This is a genomic window from Colwellia sp. BRX8-5, from assembly GCF_014077325.1.
Taxonomy (GTDB): Bacteria; Pseudomonadota; Gammaproteobacteria; order Enterobacterales; family Alteromonadaceae; genus Colwellia_A.
This window is the reverse complement of the sequence record NZ_JACGVR010000009.1, coordinates 55,638-75,289: the sequence shown is the minus strand read 5'-3', so window position 1 is coordinate 75,289 and position 19,652 is coordinate 55,638. Positions and strand designations below refer to the sequence as shown.

The 19,652-nt window shown below is 33.2% G+C and carries 11 protein-coding genes; 2 read left to right on the top strand and 9 right to left on the bottom strand.

What is annotated here, in order from left to right; genetic code table 11:
* Positions 1-3: 3 nt before the first annotated feature.
* From H4J62_RS08540 to H4J62_RS08530, 3 genes are all read right to left on the bottom strand, one after another.
* Positions 4-690 (bottom strand): VWA domain-containing protein, encoded by a 687-nt coding sequence (locus H4J62_RS08540; protein ID WP_182218349.1) that lies wholly within the window; start codon positions 688-690, stop codon positions 4-6.
* Positions 691-1,052: 362 nt separating this feature from the next.
* On the bottom strand, positions 1,053-1,403 hold the full coding sequence (locus H4J62_RS08535; RefSeq protein WP_182218351.1) for a hypothetical protein: 351 nt from the start codon (positions 1,401-1,403) through the stop codon (positions 1,053-1,055).
* Positions 1,404-1,415: 12 nt separating this feature from the next.
* Complete coding sequence (locus H4J62_RS08530; protein WP_182218353.1) at positions 1,416-1,811, bottom strand: DUF6979 family protein; 396 nt, start codon at positions 1,809-1,811, stop codon at positions 1,416-1,418.
* A 669-nt stretch (positions 1,812-2,480) separates the two neighbouring features.
* On the opposite strand from H4J62_RS08530, the gene H4J62_RS08525 reads away from it, so the two are divergent.
* A complete protein-coding gene (locus H4J62_RS08525; protein WP_182218356.1) occupies positions 2,481-3,059 on the top strand; it encodes a hypothetical protein in 579 nt (192 codons plus the stop codon).
* A gap of 206 nt (positions 3,060-3,265) precedes the next feature.
* Here H4J62_RS08525 and H4J62_RS08520 read toward each other — a convergent pair whose 3' ends face one another.
* Positions 3,266-5,698: a hypothetical protein gene (locus tag H4J62_RS08520; protein ID WP_182218358.1), complete on the bottom strand. Its 2,433-nt coding sequence runs from the start codon at positions 5,696-5,698 to the stop codon at positions 3,266-3,268.
* Positions 5,698-8,586: a hypothetical protein gene (locus tag H4J62_RS08515; RefSeq protein ID WP_182231329.1), complete on the bottom strand. Its 2,889-nt coding sequence runs from the start codon at positions 8,584-8,586 to the stop codon at positions 5,698-5,700. Before H4J62_RS08515 ends, H4J62_RS08520 begins: the two co-directional genes overlap by 1 nt.
* A 295-nt stretch (positions 8,587-8,881) precedes the next feature.
* Between H4J62_RS08515 and H4J62_RS08510 the strand changes: the two genes are divergently transcribed.
* Positions 8,882-10,918: a DNA phosphorothioation-associated putative methyltransferase gene (locus H4J62_RS08510; protein ID WP_182218580.1), complete on the top strand. Its 2,037-nt coding sequence runs from the start codon at positions 8,882-8,884 to the stop codon at positions 10,916-10,918.
* A gap of 36 nt (positions 10,919-10,954) precedes the next feature.
* Here the strand turns inward: H4J62_RS08510 and H4J62_RS08505 are convergent, their stop codons facing one another.
* The 4 genes from H4J62_RS08505 to H4J62_RS08490 are packed head-to-tail and all read right to left on the bottom strand — an operon-like array spanning position 10,955 to position 19,652.
* A complete protein-coding gene (locus H4J62_RS08505) occupies positions 10,955-12,271 on the bottom strand; it encodes a hypothetical protein (RefSeq protein ID WP_182218578.1) in 1,317 nt (438 codons plus the stop codon).
* Entirely contained in the window at positions 12,272-13,666 is a 1,395-nt protein-coding gene (gene brxL / locus H4J62_RS08500) for a BREX system Lon protease-like protein BrxL (RefSeq protein ID WP_182218576.1), read from the bottom strand. It abuts the gene before it with no gap.
* The gene (locus H4J62_RS20645) at positions 13,666-15,963 is read right to left on the bottom strand and encodes a PglZ domain-containing protein (protein WP_182218575.1); all 2,298 of its coding nucleotides are present in this window, start codon (positions 15,961-15,963) and stop codon (positions 13,666-13,668) included. The genes brxL and H4J62_RS20645 overlap by 1 nt, the downstream gene beginning before the upstream one ends.
* Positions 15,963-19,652, bottom strand: a complete 3,690-nt coding sequence (locus H4J62_RS08490) for a hypothetical protein (RefSeq protein ID WP_182231328.1) — start codon at positions 19,650-19,652, stop codon at positions 15,963-15,965. The genes H4J62_RS20645 and H4J62_RS08490 overlap by 1 nt, the downstream gene beginning before the upstream one ends.

Below are 19,652 nucleotides of genomic sequence, written 5' to 3'. Positions count from 1 at the left end.
TGCTTAGAAGTCTAAATCGAAATCATCTTCAACAAGTTCGCCTTCTGCAACTTCAGCAAAATCGAGTTTCATTGGCTCGTTAGGCGCCTGACTTTTTGAGTGATTAGATACACTCATAGTCACTGCACGAAAAAAACGATGGATATCACTAGCATTTTTGGCATAAAAGAGAGGAGCTTCTATGTCATTATTAAAATCACCTAACACACTATCATCAGCATCAGCGCCAATAGATAAGGCTAAACGGGTTGCTTTTTTTGCTCTATCACTATTTATTAGTTCATTGAATGCTGAACTATAATTATCGGTTGGATGTCCATCAGACAATAAAATAATCACAGGGCGATATGATCTTGATGGAAGTATCTCTTTATTTTCAATTAATTCTTTTGCTAATAAACACGCTTTACCAAGCGGGGTTCCCCCAGTGGCTTGTAACTCTTCAAGTTGCTCTATTTGATGTGCCGGGGTTAGATTCAAATGAACTTCAGCTTGGCCACCAAAAGTAATAACAGCAACATTAATCTCAGCCCTGCTTCTACTTCCTTGGGCGAAGCTTTTGATCATATCTTTTAAAGATTGATTAAGAGAATTTATTTTTCCATCGATAGACATGCTGCCGCTGGTGTCAGCTAAAATTATTACAGGAAGTGCGCGGGGTTTATTTGCTACAAATTTTTTTAGGGTCATAATTATTCCGTTATTTGGTATGATTTGGATTAACTGCATGATGAGCTATTATTCTCAGCATGAAGACTTCACAAGCTTAAGAAGTGTGAGTCATTTACATGCAAAGAAGTAATAATCAATTTAACTGAAGTGAAACATATGATGAGTTATATTCTTTTGATATCCATATTAGTTAATACATCCTATTTACTACTTTACTATCCCCTAAAACGATACTAATTACCATTATTTTAAATCAACCTTTCCCTATATATTACAGAAAGATACCTGATTTATTACCTCTACTACCTGTAATCGCAACTTAAAAACAACGAAATGGTAAAACAACACATTATCTTCGCTATTTTAAAACAAAGGCCAAGTTACCTTTTAGCCAACCTCTCTACTGCAGGTATATCAAAAATACTAGCCCATTGGTCACCTTTTACCGATTTTATCTCTGCCTTACGCGCCTTGCGTTGCTCATTCGTTACACCAAATACAGACAAGTGAGCATCATCCATTAACTGAATCGCTTCAGCTCTAGTGATAACCTGTAAAAATTCACCGGCATTAATAAAGCCCTGCACTCTGTGCTTAAGTTCAGTATCAAGTTTGTTTTTGTGTAATAGCTGAAAGTAATCCATTAACTGGCGAGAGCATTCACGCTTAAAGTCTTCTTTATTAATATTTTTTTGCTTCGTGCTTTCTTGATTAACGCTTTCATTATGCAAAATATAAAATCCTTATCCGGTAATTAAGTAGCCTTCATGAAATAAAGCGGCAACAACATTCATTTGGCTATTATGGGCTTTAGGCTCAGCGTTACTAATTACCTTACCCCATAATTCTTTTGTGGTTAGCTTAGGGGTATTTTTTAGCAACTCAGCGGCATCGTTTGCATAAGCTTTATTAGCCTTAGAGCTGGTATAATTTCCAGATTTAACACCTTTAACTTTACCTTCTTCACATAAGCCTAAAAATGAGGAACGCGGACACCCTTTCTTTCTTGAACTTAACTGAGTTGGAAATACAAATGCAGCAGCTTCATCCCATGCGTTACTGGGGGCAATTTCTTTCATGCTGTTAAGTTTATTAACAGCGTTTAAAGCAACTAACCCGTATTTACCATAATTAGACATATTTACTCCATTTAAATCTAATAAATAATGATGACCTCAAAACTATAAGGTATATTTTCATTGTCCAAACGATAGCATGTTAACTTTAAAAGTAATACTCAACAGATTAACTAAACCATTAACTTATAATGACTTTTAAAAGATTCCAAAGGAATGAAAGTGGCAATTTTTGATAACGACGACAGGTCATACTTAACGTTGGTTAATAACTTTCCCCAAAGCTTTGTGGCAAATGTATTACGGGCACTAAACTCTAATTACGTTGCAATTCATAAAACTACCTGTATTACCATAAACGGCACTAAAAAAGACTATACTGAAAATAGCTTTACCAGAAATGACTATATAAAGATTGCCACTCATAATTACCATGAATAATTAGAGTGGGCACAAACTAACAGAATAAAAAGTGAGCCAATTAAAAACTGTGGTATTTGTAAACCACAGTCTAATATCTAAATACCATGACAAATAACGATCTAAATTGCACCTGGCTAACCAGTAAAAAAACACAAAAACTACTGAATATTTCTGGCTGTGAGTTAATGCACCTTAGAGAAAACGGTAAACTAACGTTTAGAAAGCAAGTTAATGCCTTTTTTTATCAAATAGATCAAAGTCAAATTGAGCAGAATCTAATAGACATGAACCAAGGTAAATAGCCTACTAATGAAATTTGTTGAATACCGCGAGCAAGTTAAATCACTACAGCACGGAAAAAAGTTACCCACTGCTATTTACCTGCACCGCTCTGCAATTGAATCAGTATTATCAGACACATTGCTAAGTTATATTTTAGACACCATCAATAAACTGAACATTACCGAGCAGTGGAACTTACTAAAGTTATACAAACGTGATTTTAAAATAACCCTGCTCAACTATCCCGACTTTGATACATACGCCTACCCTGCACTCCATATAAGCATAACAATTGACTTAGAAGAGCAAACACAGCGGAAAGCTAACTACCATAAATCAGATAACCCACCTATATTGCATCGTAAAGAGACTTTTGTTTTAGCAAACTATCCATTAATAGAATCCTTCCAAGCAATTACCGCTGAAGGTGAAGCAATTGAACTATACAAAAACACCAAAAAAATAGGTTTTAAGCAACAATGGCAAAAGCTTATCAACCGTAAAGGTTACCAACTAAATACCGAAGGCAGACTCAAACCTCTGGCAACAGTTTCCTCTTCCACTGATGAGAAAGAGCAAATAGATAATATTGAGCCCAATATATAAAGATTGCCACTCATCATTACCATGAATAATTAGAATGGGCACAAACTAACAGCGAATTAAAAACTGTGGTAAGTGTAAGTGGAAAGTTAACATTTAAAAAACAAGGTAATGCTTTCTATTACCGAATAGTGCAGAGTGATTCAAACAAAACCTTTTAGTAATAAAAAGGCTAAGTTCGAATGCTTGCTTTTTTTTTATTATTGAAGTCATACTGTTGGTTGATGATGAAAACGGTAAATTCGACCTCTTTCATTTACTGTAGCTAACTCTTTTATTGCATCATGATCAGATAGTTTATATTGCTCTCTTAATACTTGATACAAGTGATAAAAATCAGTAACAAGATCATTAGCAAAAATACCTGGGTCATCAGACCCAAGAGAGACTAGGGCTTTTATTCCACTATTTTCATGTCGTATATCTAGCCCCATCCAACGGAAAATATGATGTTCTTTCATTTCCTTATACTGACTAATTCTTACATTACTTGTTGGTAAAGATTCGATGATAATTTTTTTAGTGCTCAATTTCTGTAAAAGCATATCTTGTAATTCAACACTCGCTTCATTAGGTAAGTAATCCCTTTCCACACTAATAATTTCATTGCTCCGTGTGCGTAAATCTTTATTTGTAAGCCAGCTAGCATAAAGTTTAAGTACTTTTTCATGAGTTTTATGGATAATTTTCTCAATATGCTTAGCTTCCTCCTGCCACTTAGGGCTGATTAAGCCCAACATTCTCCATTGAAACTTACTTTTATTTACAAATTTACCAGGGAAGTCATCGATTAGTTTTATTGCTTGTAAGAAATACTCAGGCCAAGCATCACGCAACGATAAAACAGCATAACTCTGCTCTATATCTAAAAAAATATCGTCGTTGAAAATATAATTTGATTGCTCAATAGCATCTTGCCGTGCTTTTTCTGAAACTTTTTGATATTTACTACTGGTACTAAAATACTTCCAAATAAAAAGTAAATCTAGCAACCAATCTTCTCTGGTGACACGTAAATGATGAGGCATATGCTGTGCCCATATATCAGGCCAAATACCTATCGCAGTGCAATGCCCTAAACGATCACCTGTTTGGAGAGGCAAAAAGCGCACAGCATCATCAATCGCACGTATTCCTGATAGTAAGTGAACAAAATCTTCACCTACATGAAAAGTAGAATGGTGTATACCTGATTGTTTACATACCCTGAAAATTGGAGCAAATACTTCAGGGGGGGTATGTAATTCATTTGCAGCGCCATCAACGCCTCTCAACCAGTGAATCAACAATGGGTAATCATCACAACATTTTATTAAAATATCACAACGGTCACGAAGGTCCTGACGTAATTCTGAAAACCTGAAATAACTTTTATTTAATTGATTCTCTTTTAATTTTATAAAATGAACAACTAAAGCAAGTTTAAACTTATCATTATTAATCTCATTTTTATCTAAATCGATTAATAAGTCTGTCAACGATAAGTTTTTACTCTTTTTTAGACCTAAGTATTCATGATAACCAGATAAAATATCTTTCAATAAACTTGTTAACTTTACGTAAGTCTTTTTTGGAGCAAATCGTCCCTCAAAAAAACCGACTTGAGATTTTTTATTGTTACCATGTATCACTTTGAAGCGTTTTAAAAAACACTGTTCTTCATTTTCACGTAAGTCTGTAAATGTAAATTTTTGAAAAAAATCAAAACCAAACTGATCTTCCCGTTGTACCATCAGTTCACAGTATTGGTTCATCAATAATAAATACAACCAAAATACTCTTTGAATCGGATGGTCAGTCCTTTCATCTATTAAGGCTTGTATCACTTTACTTTGAAATATAACTTCATCTGCTATTGATAATTTTTTGTGCTGAGTCCTTTGTAATTCCACAATTTCATCTACAGTATTGCAAGTTTTTAAGCTTTCCGGAAATCCTTTACCACGCGCATAACAACTCAAAATTTCCCGTAAACCGATGGCAAGGCTAAGACGTTTTTTTAATACTAAAGGGTCTAGCGTAGGATCAATTTGACGAACTAACTCCCTTGCTTGCTGATGTATATTGTAACTATTACTAAACTCAATGATTTCTAGCTTAGGAGAATGTAATGCCCTTAACCAGCATTGCTCTGCACTCGTAGAACCATTCAAATGGATATGTGTTTCATTTAATTGTTCACGCAATATATAATCAGCTACATCAGGCTGATACGGATGTACTAAAACAGAATGACCTATGCTTGCGTATATCATTTCTGTTAATTTATCATCACTTAAGTTCTGCTTTGCAAGTAAATAAGAAATCACTGGTAAGCCAGACATTCGAGATAATATACCTTGCCACTCGTTAAAGTGCTCTATTTTGACCTCTACTTTATTAACTCTTACTTGTAAAAGCTGACTAGATAAATGATCTAATGCCTCAATACAAAACCCTGATTTTTGTTGCTGAATAATTGATTGCCAACGCTTTGAAAAAACATGGTCAGGTAATAATGTTTGAGATTTCCTAAATGTATAATAAACAAGTTCATTGTAGGTTTGCGCTGAAATTAGTTCATCAAATGGCCGATTTAAAAAATCGGCCAAAATCTCATTAGAAGATAATATATAAGGTTCTATATAAGGGAGTTGACTCATTATTTAGAAGCCGTATTTTCTTCTATAACAGAACTTGCTTCAACTACATCTTGTACATCTGTTTTGTAGATAGGGTCTGTATTTTTGCCTTTTTTCACATCAGCTACATATGATTTATACAGGGTCTGAAAGCCGTATTCATCCTGCACTTTATTAATAGCATCATCCATAACGTTCTCTTCTTTTACATTTAAAGCTTTCTGTTTTACTGATGTTTTTGTTTTTTCTACCTCTGCTAGTTTATTTTTTTCTTCTAATATTTCCGCTACTTCTTCTACCACAGGCTTAAATTTAGGGTTAAAACTTGAAGACATACTGATAAAAAAGTAATTTATTCTTCGGTTATATCGGATTTCATCTACGATATCGTAGCAACTATTCTTTGCAAAAATAAATGGAATAATTAAAGGACAAGTTGCTAGTGAAACAAATATAGGGTATCGAATACTAAGTGCTTCAAGGTTTCTATCAAGAAGGTTATTATCTATTATCTTCTTAATTTTATTAGAAAATTCTTTACTTGAAGTTACAGAGTTAGTTAAAGAGCCAAGGTCGTTAAATAGTGAATTTTCTTTCTCGTTTTTATGGTACTTATCTTCTTCAAATAATACGGCATTTAATAAAGCAATAACTTTGTAACGCATAATTAGTGCTGCATTACCATTAGCTTTAGTTACATTGCCGGCTTTATCTTTAGCAAGCCTACTACGGTGCTGACGCGCTATTTCTGCTAAATTAGAATTAAGTCGTTCCCATATTTTTCCAATAAGTAAAGCTGATGGGGTTGTTTTGTCATTTAAATTACCTAGGTTTTTATGCCAAGCACTAAACCACTCCTTAATATCGTCAGTTATTGAAGCGTCCTCTACAAGTTTATTCTTTTCATCATCTTCTGCTTCATCTTCTTCATCTTCCGTTGTATCAGGTAGTACATCTCCACTCCAGGTAGGAATAGATGCGGTTTTAACTGTCATAGGTTTAATGAAGTGTTTCACGTCAAAATCATCAGAATCATTTACAACATTCATCAGTTCATCTATAGCTGATATCAAACTAAATATCGAAAAGAAATTACACTTCTTTGTTGATACTGATTCACTACTTGAAGATGCGGCAGATAAATAGGCAAGATTAGTTTCATTTTGTTTGTACTTAAAAACAGCATAACCATCCTCACTAGATTTCACATTATATAAATAATGGCTTCTCGCATTTTTGTTAAGTTGTAACACACCTGGATAGACAACTTTTACCTTTGTGCTACTTAAACAAGCATGAGCATGAGAAGACCAGTTACTTAAACTTTCATTACGACCAATGCCCATATAACTTTTAAATAGTATCTTAAATTGCTCTTTATCATTACTAATTACTTTGTTCTCTTTAATATTTGAGATTGTATCGAATAAACTCACACTACCTAGTGCAACTAGCATATAACGAAGGCAATTTGAAATACTCCCTTTTAAATTAGCGGCTACTGCGGCTGCCAAAGTAATTGATATATTACAAAGGTATTCCTTATTTGAATTTGGTCGTAAATAAAAGCTTGCATTTACATCTCCATAAATATGCGAATAATTAAACACTTCTGAACTAATATAGGATAAGTTTAATTTAGTTAACTCTACATTATCTATTCCTGCTTTATAAAGACAAGAGACCATAAGTGCATTGAGCGTGGAATTTAAGATATTTGGCTTATTTATATTATTAAGTTTAGCTCTTACTTCATCGTCACTATCCGTCTTTAATAAATTACCTTCCTTTACCAAATCATTATTGTAACGAGTTATTAATTGAAGATTTTGCCTTATAGGTGATTGAAGCAAATAATTTAAATATTCATCAATATATTCATTATTTGAACTTTTTAAGTTAAGACCATCAGAAATCAAGTTTGTGATAACACTTACGAGATAATCCTCCTTTCCGCAGAAACTTTTAATATATATTTTATGATCATCATTTTGGATTAATTGCCCTAAAGTGCGGAGCCTAAATCTATTTTCAACGGGGAAAATTTTTAATAAGTATTGTTGTTCTAAATGATCTACCATCAACTCACGTTCACCTTGACGCTTACTATCATGTTTAAATAGACATTTATCAAAATTACCAAACTGCTTACCTCTAACTAAGTGAGTATATAACTGTAAGTCACCTGTAATTAAAGTGACTATTCTCGCACTTGTTAATTGACATCGAATAGTTTCCAAAACTTCCCAACCTGCTGCGAAGTTAGTATCTACATCATCAAATGTTAATAAAAACGCTTTACAATTAATTATTTTAGCTGCTTTATCAAACAACTCATGGCATTGCTGACTAAGTGTTAAGCTAGAAAATGAATAATCTATTCCCTTAGACAATCTTAAAACATCATCAATACTATCTATTTTACTGTCCTTTTTCGCATAAGATTTTATACCTTTTGCTAACTTATTTAGTACATCTTGCCATTCATCATAATCTTTATTTTCATTTCCCCAGGAAAAGCTATTTTTTCTTTTCTTTTCAACAGCGGAGTTTAATAAACTAATAACTGAAACTAAAATCCCCATCGGCGTTTCAAACTTCGTTGGGTCAATTAGCTCTAGGGGATATATTTTCGAATCTTCATCTTTTTCTAACTCTTCTCTTAACGAGCGCATAAAGGTAGTTTTACCAGCACCACGGGTACCGTCAACAAAATAAACATTCTCACCTGACTGCAATAAAGGAGCATCACCATCAGTATTATTTGCAAGGCCTGTTGTAGCATTAATATTGTTTGTTATTTCTGATATACAGTTTTTTATTAAAGCTATTTGTATGACTGATTCATTAGGGATTTTTCCTGTACGATGATCTGTATTCAGGTCTATTTTTATGTCTTTAGAAGTCATGTTACGTCCTTGAAAGGGTTATATATCAAACTAGATTTGATGCATTTACTAATCACAACATATTAACTAAGTTATTAATAATTAGCAAAAAATATACATTTATAGACACAACCAGAACAATGTTTTCACTTATTCTATTTAAAGGTGTCAATATTAATCATTGTCAATCATCTAAATTTCGATAGTATTTATCATCAATACAATATTTGTCATTAATTAGAGATCTTATTTTTAGATTGAGAACGCCTATAACAATGATGAACAAAGCTAAGTTACTTTCTATAGGGCTAATAAGATGAATGCAGAGCAATTTAAAAAATTAGTCAACTCACTTGATGTAGGTAAGAAGTTACCTGACTCGATATATTTTCATAAAGATACATTTTCCGATGTACCTGAAGTGCTGGTTAAATTCATAACAATTGTCGCGAAAGCATTAAAGGTTGATGATGAAAATTGGAATTTAGTTAAAGTATTTAGAAAAGACTTTCGTTTATCTTTGTTAAATTACCCATTGTTTTTTGAAGACTCATACCCTGCCCTAGAACAAAGTGTAAATGTGGATTTAACAAAGCTATCCCATCGAATTACAAACTATTCGAAACAAGACAACCCCCCTATTCTTCACCGAAAAGAAACAATGGTTTCCAAACATCACGAATCATTTGAGCATTTTTGTATGCTTACTCAAGAAGGTGAAGCTATTGGCCTTTATGAAAATAGCCGTATGATTGGTTTCAAAAAATCATGGGAAAGATTAATTGAAAAGTATGGTTATGAGTTAGTAGATGGTCGTTTATTTAGAAGCTCTGCAGTAGTTAATAATGTTGAACAGGAGAAAGAAATAGATAGGCATAAAACAGCGATTGTAAGACATGAGCTATCAGCCCCTATGAAAACACTCGCTAAAAATGGATTCTTATCCGGTGAGTATTCTATCTTTGATTATGGTTGTGGTAGAGGTGATGATCTTAGAGAACTAGAAGCTCATGGTATCGATGCATTAGGATGGGATCCTACCTTCCGACCAGATTCAGAAATAATTAACTCCGACGTAGTCAATTTAGGCTTTGTGATTAATGTCATTGAAGATCAAGACGAACGAATAGGTGCAGTATTAGGCGCATGGGATACAACTAATAAATTACTAATTATTTCGGCAATGTTGGCTAACGAAAGTTATCTTGCTCAATTCACGCCATATAAAGATGGAGTAGTTACTTCAAGGAATACATTTCAGAAGTATTTTTCCCAAGCAGAATTAAAATCATATATTGAAAGAACACTTGATGAAGAGCCTATAGCTATATCCCCGGGTATATTTTATGTTTTTAAAGATAAAGATCTCGAACAACATTTCCTTCAGAATAGGCATAAAAGAAGCTATCAATGGCAACAAAAAACAGCTCCTAAGCCGGTTAATGAAGATCAAGCAAGGATTCTTTTCACAAAGCACCAAGAGCTACTAGAGTCATTTTGGTTAAGTTGTTTAGCTTATGGACGAGTTCCAGCTAATGAAGAGTTCAACAAGAGTGACGAGATTAAAGAGATAATTGGCTCAAATAAAAAGGCACTAAAATTAGTCACCGATTGGTTTGGTCAAGAAGAATTAGAACTTGCAGCTACCATGCGTAAAGAAGATTTACTCATCTACTTTGCGTTAGGTATGTTCGAAGGAAGAACGTCTTACACACACCTACCTGATGATCTTAAAAGAGATATTAAGGCTTTCTTTGATACGCATAAAATAGCGTTACATCAAGCAAAAGAGCTTTTGTTTAATATCGCAAATATAGATAGAATTACGCATGAATGCGTTAAAGCAAAAAAAGAATTACCGGCAGCTAAATTAGCCTTAGAAAACGGGCAGCCGCATTCATTAACACTACATAAAAAGTTCATTAATGAATTATCCCCATTGCTTCGTGTATATGTATATTCCGCTTTACAGTTGTATGGAGAGCTAGATGATATTCAACTTGTAAAGATTCATATAACGTCCGGCAAAGTTACTTTATTAGGGTATGAAGGGTTTGATGATTCCCCGCTTCCCCAGCTAAAAGAGCGAGTAAAAATAAAAATGGCCGAACAAGATGTTGATTTTTTTGATTATGTTAATGAAAGTAGAAGACCTATTCTATTAGATAAGGTTGAGTACATTGATGAGAGCTTTGAAGATTATAAGAAACAAAGTTCCTTTCATAAGCGTTTATTAAAGGAGTTATTTAATATTAATAAAAACACTTCCAGCCAATTAACAACACTAGGCATTAACTCATTGTTATCGGATAATAAAATAGTCATTAAAGGGTGCAGATTTTATACATTATGATTTCATTAAATTTGAGTATCACAGTTACATTTTTAATTACTCTATTGGCCAAGTCTTCCAATGTTTATATTGTAAAAAAGGGTCCTTAGGTAATAGCTCTTCATAATCATGCCCATAGATACTATCGAAAAACAGTTCATAGTCTTTAATGTCATAAAATTCAGCCTCGAAAATAAACTCTTCCATTTGTGATGAGCTAATAATATTACCACTTTTTATGGCTTTAACTCCTACAATTGACTCTAGAATAAGAAGTATCTCTAATGATTCTTTCAAATACTCATCATTAGTCTCATCGTCAGATTCATTATTAAGTTTTGAGCTATCACTTGTGAGTTGAAAATTATCTTCAAAGTAATGGTTTCCTTTGACAGATCTAATTATTTTTTCCCACAATTCTATATTTGAATCATTTATTGCACGCCAACTTGGTGAATGGTTCCGCTTATCAAGATATATTTCTAATGAATTAAAATAGTTAAATATTTTATCATCACTAAATCCTTTCTCTTCAAAATATTGAAACATCTCGCCTTCATTATTGTCTAAATCATTTAATGTAACTATACCACTCCTCATTGCCCATAATATTGCATCAGAGGGGATAACTTTCTTATTTATTTCACACTTAAAAACATCATTTTTAGTAAGGCTGAAGTTAAGTATAGAGTGATCCTGACTTAACAGAGCCTCTTCTTCCTTTTTTGAAATTCTAAGATCATTTAAAGCAGATTTCCGTTCTTCATCGTCAAAGTGGATTATTAACCTACAATATTTAACGGCTTGAACTATATTTTCCTTTCCATAAATATCAATCACTTGTCGAAGAAAGTTTTTATCTATTGAGAATGTTTTCACAAGATAGTTCAACAATTCACTCAGGTTTGAGTATTGAACGCCATCAAACTTAACCCTATTTAAACCACTTGTATTTCCTAAAGATATCCCATCGACAGAAACGTCCCAGCCTGTATAGTTTATTCGACTTTTAGTTTGTTCAAACATAAACCATGCACTTTCTTTAAAGCCAGAAAGAGCGATACCAGAAAATTCACTACTTTGTATTTCTTCCGCTGTCCATTTCGAACCTATCGCCAAATATTTAGAATATTTAATGACAATTTTATCTTTTATTGATTGTTGAATCTCTTCAATAGAAGAGTGTTTAATTTTCATGGATAAATTAAAACACTCTTCACAAGCAGGAAAAAGAACTTGTGTATAATCAGAGTTAATGTCTTTTAAAAGTTCATCTTTAATAGAGAGGTTTTTAAAAGATATTTCACCACAAAACCAGCATGTGTTCCGTTTATCAAAAGGTATATCAAGCATTGGACTTTTTTCGTCAAACATTTAATAACTCAGGTCTAATGTTGCAGTAAACTCACTTGGATTTAGCTCTGCTAATTGCTCTCTTACCCTAGTGCGTAATTCAATAGCTGGTTCTAGAACATATTTTTGGTAGCCCTCATCCTCAGGATTAAGCAAAAGCAATTTAGACATTGCTGTACATAATTTAGTAACTGCATTCTTATCTCTAATATCCCCCTTAATCTCAGGGCACTCTCCAAATGGAAAAGTAACGTGGCTCACAAGCCTCAATTGATGTAAGTATTGTCCAAAAACATCAGCTTTAATTCCTAGTCCTTGTGCCGCTTTATCGGTAGTAAAGCGTGGTATTTCCCACCCTGGAATAATCCCATGAAATCGGTCAATAAGAGCATCATCATGGAACATTTCAGGTAAATGCTTTATATAGTCGGACCTAACGGGTTTATTATCGAATAAGTCAATATTGGCTAAAATCAATAAACCACATTCACTAGCAACCTTCTTGTTTCCACGGCTAAACTCTCCTGATTCTAGATAATTTTTAAACTTTGCATGAATATCATCAGCACCTTTAAAGTTTATTGATTGCCCTTCATCAAGAACCAATAAATCATAATTTCCAAACAAACCTACCTGTTTAGTTGATAAATTATAGAATAGCTGCGCTTCAGAAAGAGCTCCTCCACTATTCAACCAAGTATAACGACTCAAATTAGAATAAATAAAAGACTTTCCAGTTCCTTTTGGTGCTAATTCCATCATGTTGATATTATTCTGAACAAGAGGAATTAACCTCATTAACAAATAACGTTGTTGCTTTTGAGTGTAGGCCGAAGGTTCGTATCCCATAGATCTCAATAATACGTGAATCCATTCTTGGGTAGTAAAATCACTTCTTGCATTGATTACTTCGGATAAAACTACAGTCCCCGATTCCATGGGTTGAAACTCGACCATTTCAATAATATTATTTTTTCCATCATGACCAAGGTTCAAACGTCCAGCTCCCCACTGTCCTCCCTCTAAAAGAGAGGAATTTGCGTTCAAAACGTCTTTTGTAATTGAGGCACTATTTTCATCTATACTGGGTATTGCTAATAAGCGTTTGTCTTTTGTAATATCAATTCTCACTTCATACCTATCAAGTAAAACCGTCGATTGATTATTTTGTATTGCATATTTTATTTTATTTTTTTCAGACTTGTCTGGCAGGTGTTTGCTCATGAAGTCTGTTATGGATAGATATGTATCTGATTTAGAAGCACCTGGCCTTTGAAATTTAGAGACTAACCATTCTTCAACAAATGAAGGTATAGTTCTTTTGTCTCTAATTTTTAAGTTTCTAACTAACTCTTTATCTATAGTTAACGTGCCAAATGCGCGTTGAATTTTTTTATCTAACTCTTCTTTTAACATTAATCAAACATCCCTTCAAAACCACTACTTGCCTGACTTTCCTCAATCAACTTACGAGGGAAATCTATAGAAATATTCTTTACTTCTGTATGAGCCTTACCTTGAATTGTATAATGCGCCTCTAAGCTAACCTCAGTTAACCCAGTTTGCTCAACAGAACTCAAAAACTCAAAGTTTTCAATCATGGCTTTACCTGGAGTTAGACAAACGATTTCTTGGTTACAGATAAACGGTGCCTTAAATCTAACTCTCAAATCATCAATATTTACAATTGAATTAAACTCTAATGATATAGCCCATTTATTATTTATTTTTTTACATTCTTTATCCGTAAGTTCAACACTAATTACATCCTGATAGTGAATTTTTCTTCCGGAATAAAGCTTGTAGTTTGGAATAAAGACTTCTTCAGGTGTCATTCCTCCATGAGATAGAACCTTCCCTTTTTTCTTACTTGAAAAGTACCTTCGGTCTAGAGGAACAATATAACCAGAGTCTTTTCCTGCAATATTAATAAAACTACAATTCTTAGGTAGCTCTACTGGACTTCGATCAACTTTGATAACTCTATCTTTGATTGTTCCATTAACATTCAAGTGTTCATGATCTTTACAGACTGTCATACCATGATCAGCAGTTATATAAAAAACTATTTCTTTATTTAGCATTATGGCGTCCTTACGCCATGATTCTATTTTTGTTTTTAGCTGATTTAAAACTGCCTTTACGTCTTTACGGTGTTTTTCAAAACTAGGGCAATCATGAAGCCTTTCATCAATTCTATTTTCAAAAAACACCAATAATTTATGATCAACTTCTATTTTTGATTTTCTGGTGTCTTCCCAACTTTTAAAAATTTTAAGAGATTGACTTGAATTTAAGTGTTCTTTATATCTATCTTTAATTGCTTGATCAGAAGTAAAAGAATGAGTACCCATTTCCTTACCTGTCAACACCGCTATCTTTCCGACTTCAGTTAAAGTAGGAAGAGGTGCAAATAATTTCTCTTTTTCTAGAGTTAAGTGCTCTATCGCCGAAAAACTATCAATAATTAAATCTTCATGTAAAGATGACAATGCGTCAATCATGCATATAACTACAATTTTATTATCTTTAAGAGATTGAGATACTTGTTTTGAAAAATTTAACCAATGAGAATTAGTTCTTGAAATACGAGGACCTTGATTTTTTAACCAATGAGCAAACTTTATTGCATTATCAGAATCTATCTCATTGTCCGCAGTAAAGTCTTTTCTTGTTTTATCTAGATAACCATCAGCCCATTTTAGTACTGTATCTACATTAGGAGCTTCAGGAAATTCAATTTTTTCAACAGATGTTTTATAACTTTTAAGCTTGGTAGTTAATATTTTACTTTCTTTTGAAGCAAAAGATTCAAGTTTAAATAACAACTCATCCGTCAAATAATTTATATTTGTGTCTATAAATTCTTCTATCATCTTCAATAGAGAAGGCCATGGGGAGATAAGTAACTTCACTATATCTTCAAAGCCATATTTTTCATGCAGTATAAGTCGATTAACATCAGCCAAAATCTCTAACCATTTATCAACCAAATCTAAGGCTAAGTCTTCTGGTAATAAAAAATTAGATATCTTCAGTAATTCTGAGTTTATAGTTCTTGCTGGTAAGGAATAATTCAATTTGAAATAAGATACTATCTTACGCAGCTCATCAGTATGTCGCTCAATCTTTAACTTATTAAGACTTACATGAAAGTCTTGTTCTGCGAATAAGTAGTCAAATAAAGAATTGATTCGATGTTTATCAATATCAAACGAGCTACTAAATTTAGATACAATCCGATCTCTTACAGTATCTATTTTTAACAGTAATTTATATTGATTAACATTAGTTCCCAACTTCTCTATTGCTACATTGAAGTCGTTTTCAGTGAAAATAGTAGGGTCAACACACCCCATAATAATGTTTATTAAATCTCCGTCTTCTTTACTACAAGTTGCTTCAAGTAAGTTTAATTCGACAATCAAGTCATTCGTTAACCAATCAGGGCAGACAACATTAAAACTCTTATTAAAAATAGTTCTGGGGGTTAAAATTATGGTAGGTAAAACACCATCAAGCCCTTCAAAGTCTTTGAATCTCAGATAAAGTGCCCGTGATTTAAAGTATACACGATGAATGACTTGATTATTTTGATTTAAATAACCATATAGTTTTTCTCTGTATGGGTATACATCCGAAGGCGCAGATACGGCATTAGCAACATCCACAAGATCAATATTATATTCATCAACAACTAATTGAATAGGCACTATGCATCGTCCGTTAATTTATTCAGGAAATCTTGAATTAAATTTATTGTTTCTTCTTTTGATAATTCACTATTTCCAACTAACTTTTGTAAATTATTATTAAATACATTCTTCGAATTACTTTGCCGAGAACCATCAGAATTGGACGGTAGATCAGGGGCTATTGTTAAATAAGGGCTTGATGGCACATCATGTATTATAGGATTCTGCTTGAAAGAGTAGCTTTCTGCCTGCTCTACTAATTGTTTTAAAGTACCACTTAATATTCCGATATCAATATCTGAACATGCATTAAAAGGTTTATTTAAAAATGTTGTTGTTAAAAATGAAGATGCTACTTCCTCAGCTGCTTCAGTTTCCTCAAGAAGTGTAGCTAATCTATTTGCCGTAGGATTACCTAGGTTATTTAGTTCATTTATTAACTTTAATTTATTTTCTGGTTGCGGATAAATAGACTTAAAAACTTCTTTAATTTGGAAGTTTTTTATATCCGCTATTTTAGAGAACTCATTTATTACTGAAGAAAATTGCTCCTTAATAGTTGACAATTCGTTAACCGTTATTCTTTTCTTAATTTCAAATGACTCAAGCAAATGTTCAGCTAAATCTTGATTGCTCTTACCAACTGATTCAACAAATTCAACTAATTCACATACTCCAGCACTTAATTTATTAGAGTATTTTATATTTTCATGCATAGCTTTAATATGCTCCCTAAGCTTTTTAGCTGAGTTATTAGCCGAATCGATTTTTGAACTTTTTCCATCGAATTCGACACCAAACTCGTTTCCTACAATGCTTAGAATAGCAAGTTGATTATCGGTAAAATCTACAAGCTTAAATCCAATTTTATTACCGCCTTCAAAGGCTTTAGTTAGAATTTTTGAAACATTACTATCTTTATTACCTGACCAACGGATTCGTTTAATATCCCCTCTTAATGCAAAAGCAGCAAATATAGGTAATGTACAAGCAGGAATACCGAAAGGCTCTTTTACATACCTTTCCCTTAATTCAAAAGTATGGCACGCAACATTTCGGTTTGGCTTTAGAAAATTCTTTTTTAAATCTAGAATTAATGACTTAATTGGTTCATCTAGTTCATCATCATTTTTAAAATCCCACCCATCAGCTCTTTGTATAAACATATTATTAGCGCAAAGAGTCCCGTTGATTAATCCGGCAGGCTCACTTGTATCTTTAGCTTCCCCGAGTAAGTCATTTGTACGATAGGATGGATTTTCATTAAACTTTAAAATTTTATCTACTAAATTAGTAACTTTTGAGCTTCCGGTATACTTTTCATCAGTTAATACATTTAGGTTCATTGCTCTTATTGATATTTCATTTGGATACGATTGACCTATATCTTTTTGTAAAATAGCCTTAAAATTATGCCAACTTACACTGTGCAACTTATTGTCATCACCCGCTTTATATATAGCAGACTTACCATTCTGGAGGCCGTTTCTACCATATAAACTAGACAGCATGTTCATAATTGATTGTCTGTTATATTCCCATTTTGCTTCTAGCTGACGTATCAAGTCTTCAGTTAATGATTTTGATTTTTTTAAAATATTATGAATTGCTAAGTACTTAACTAAAAGGTTTTTTAATGAAAAGGTTTCATTATTTTCTAATAAAACTTCTGATTCGATTCCCATTAAGGGGATCCAAAAATAACTTAGTTGGGGCTTTATTAAACCTATTTTGTGCACTATTGCAGTTGCATCTATTTCTTTTTCAGCCAAGACTAGATAGACTTTTGCACTAACTGTTGAGCTAGGGTTTTTAATATCAGATGCAGCAAACGATGATTTTAACATTTCTAGCTCATACGAACGAACTATGCCTGAAGATGCGGGTTCAAGGTTATGGCGGCCTAATGCAGGAAATAAATCATCTCTCATTGCTTTATTCTCAGAGAGTAACCCTTCTATGTTGTTTTTATCATAATGCTCATATTCTTCTTCGATCATTACCTCAATATCTATCCCTGCCTCCCCTGCAAGAGTCCATATATCAGTGACACTATTTTTCCATATTAAACCTGCAACTTTTAACCATTGTAAGTGTTCAAGTAGTCCATTACTTCCATTACTGTATAATGCACAACTTAATAAACTTTCATTTGCTTTGAAGTTTTCTCCTAGTACCTGAGAAAGAAATATTAAGCTAATAATATCTTTACGTTGTTTATTATTACCATCGGTATCGTTCACAACGTTAGAGATCGCTAGCTCATACTTTCTCCATTCACTAGGTGTTTGCTTACGGAAACTATCTCGATAATAATCAACAAGACTAGGTAACCTTATTAATTCATCTCCCCAAAGCTCACCATTCACAATCTCTCTATTAACTATTTCACTTGCATTATCTCTGTAAAATGTAAGAGCAGTTCTATTTGCTTGCGCCAAATTTGAAAGGTTAAATAGCCCTGCCGCCATAAGCGGATGCAAAGGATAAACTTCTTCAACAACTAAAGGTAGTTGATCAGATAGTTCTTTGAATACATCTAACTTTACACATTGTTTAATGAGCTTATTCTTTTCGATTGATTCCAATGACGTCAGCTCTTTGCCTTTTTGAGTCCATGACTTTTGCATACCTAATAAATGGTACCCCTCAGCCTCTGACGCATTAAGCTCTATTTTAAACGGCGTGTTAAACCTACCAGATATTTTGGACAGGCTCTCTTTTACAACATCATTAGCACTGGTGCGATCACCGTATTCCTCAAATGAAACATGAGTTACACCTAAAAATATTGTGTGGCCATTGTCAGGAGCACAAACTTTTTCAACAAATTGTTGAAGTTCCATTATTTCCTGACCAGCATTTCTAGCTGGGTTAGCAATCATATCTTCCAATGCAGCACCAAATTCGTCCCAAAGTACAACAATTCCACTATAATTATAATGAGTAGATAAATTGATACCGGCTTCAAAGTAGGCTTCAATAAAGTTCTTTCCTCCTTCGGCAGCTATATTAAAGCTAGATCCAAAACATACTTTTTTATGCCAAAAGAGAAAATCATTTAATGCCGATTGTTGATGCTCTTCCAAACCGAACATTAGTTCATCAATAGTTAAATAATTATCAATACCAATAGATGTCAAGTCATCACGCATTCGTTCAGGGCTATGTTCAATTATCTCTTTGCATCTTTTTAAGCAGACATCAAACTCTGTGTCAGGTAATATATTTTTTATATCTAATTCAGGATGGCGTTGAATTGAATCAAAAAGCCCTTCCATTAATTTTGCACCAATTGACGGAGTATTAGAACCATACAAAGACACTAATAAGTAGGGGCGTGAATCTGTATCATCGTTAGGTAAAAAGACTTGTTCTAATTGAGTTGATAACTCTTGCTCTTTTATATTATTTAACCGTTTTTTAAACTGTTCAAAACAAGATGTACTAGCACCATCCCTAAGGAGCTGTGCGATCACTACAGAAAGGTGACTTTTCCCCGAACCATAACTGCCATATATATTTAATGCTCGTTGTTCTTTAAAAGCTGATGGAAGAACAGCTTTACATATATGTTTAAAAACTTTTATTGAAGCTTGAGTTGGACTGTAGCTACCAACTAAAGAAGAATTATTAAGTTCTTGTTCCAGTACAACAGCAGCTTGACTTTGGTCTGCATGGATTTGTACAATATCGTGAATATTCAT